Annotated in this window: 2 protein-coding genes; one reads left to right on the forward strand and one right to left on the reverse strand. The window is 62.5% G+C overall.

Going from position 1 to position 1,691, the window contains the following annotated elements:
• A protein-coding gene (locus tag Q4P21_RS16245) for an IS3 family transposase (protein ID WP_303389757.1) occupies positions 1 to 1,276 on the forward strand; the annotation gives its coding sequence in 2 pieces (ribosomal slippage) (positions 1 to 240 and positions 240 to 1,276; 1,277 coding nt annotated over the 2 pieces). This gene is flagged as partial in the annotation.
• On the opposite strand, the gene Q4P21_RS16250 is transcribed toward Q4P21_RS16245, so the two are convergent.
• A partial coding sequence (locus tag Q4P21_RS16250; protein ID WP_303389758.1) for a hypothetical protein occupies positions 1,273 to 1,691 on the reverse strand: 419 nt, incomplete at its 5' end. The two genes, Q4P21_RS16245 and Q4P21_RS16250, sit on opposite strands and share 4 nt — an antisense overlap.

Consider the following 1,691-nt stretch of genomic DNA (forward strand, 5'->3'; position numbering starts at 1 on the left):
GCTCGCAGGGGTTGTACTACTCCCAAGTTGCTGAGTGGCGCCGGCTGCGCGACGCGGGGATGCTGAAGGACAGCGCCGGCGGCGCAGCTGCCGGCGCCAGGGCCAGCACACGGATGTCATCGGAACAGGCCGAGATCGCGAAGCTGCGTCGCGAACTTGATGTCTCCGAGAGGCGTCTGGCCAGGACGGAGGTGGCGTTGGAGATCATGGGAAAAGCACGCGAGCTCTTGGAAGATCTATCCAAGAGCTCGACGGAGCCGCCGCCGCACGGCAAGCGCTGATGGCCGCGTACCGGGACCTCACAGCCGTCGGGGTGTCCACCAGAGACGCCGCCGACCTGGCAGGGGTACCGCGCTCTACAGCGATGTATACGCCCCGCACCCGGGCCGGGTCGACCAGGGCGGTCCCGGTGAACAAACTCTCCGGCCAGGAACGGGCACGTGTCCTGCAGACGCTCAATCATCCACGGTTCGTGGATCTGCCACCGGTCCAGATTTACGCTCAACTCCTGGACGAGGACACCTACTACTGCTCGATCTCCACGATGTATCGGATCCTTGGGGAAAACCAGCAGGTCAAGGAACGTCGCCGCCTGGCACGCCACCCCGCCCGCACGGTCCCGGAGTTGGTGGCCACCGCCCCGGGGCAGGTCTACACCTGGGACATCACGAAACTGGCCGGCCCGGTCAAGGGCAAATACTTCGACTGCTACGTCATGATCGACATCTTCTCCCGCTACATCGTCGGCGCCCACGTCCACCACGGCGAGACCGGGGTACTGGCCCAAGAGATGATGAAAGAGATCTTCACCATCCACGGCCAACCCCACGTGGTCCACGCCGACCGGGGCACCTCGATGACGTCGAAAACAGTGGCTGCCTTGCTGGCCGATCTGGAGATCACCCGCTCCCACTCCCGGCCCCGTGTCAGCAACGACAACCCCTACAGCGAGTCCTGGTTCAAGACCTTGAAATACGCACCCGTGTTCCCAGAACGCTTCGCCACCATCGGAGACGCACGGGCGTTCATGAACGACTTCGTTGAGGGCTATAACCACACCCACCGCCACACCGGGATCGGGTTGAACACCCCCGCCGATGTCCACTACGGCCTGGCAGCCATCAAAGCCAGAACACGGGCCTCCACCCTGGCCAAAGCCAGAGCCTCCAATCCCGAGAGGTTCACCACCAACAACGGCCCCAAGATCCTGAGCATCCCCAACGCAGCATGGATCAACCAGCCTGCGAAGCCCGACGACGAACCCGTCGCCGCTTAACTCGTACTGGCCCAACCCACCTTGACAACTTCCGGTACGCTCTCGCTACCTTCCGATTTCTCCAATCGAAGGGCGTCCCGCAATTGCAAACGGGGCAGCGCATGGAAGAGGATCACGAGTGTAAAGAGACAGAGCCCTAGCCCGGCGAAACCGAGCATCAAACGGGCGGGTGCGTCAACTGGGGCCCCAGAGAAATCGGTGCTGTATGCGGCTCCCATGAGACCACCGCTGACCCACAGCATAGGGACCAACGAAAGGTTTGTGAGCCTCACAGGCCAAGTCCGCCTCTTCAGTGCAGACTCGGGCAGTCCAACCAGTTTGGACGCGCTCCAGGCGATCTCGAAGTCGAGCTTCTCGCGCTGCCCGACATCAAACTCAATGTGCGAATCGCGAAGCAACCACAGGTACTCTCGAA

Source organism: Arthrobacter sp. (assembly GCF_030540645.1).
In the GTDB taxonomy this organism is placed as follows: Bacteria; Actinomycetota; Actinomycetes; order Actinomycetales; family Micrococcaceae; genus Specibacter.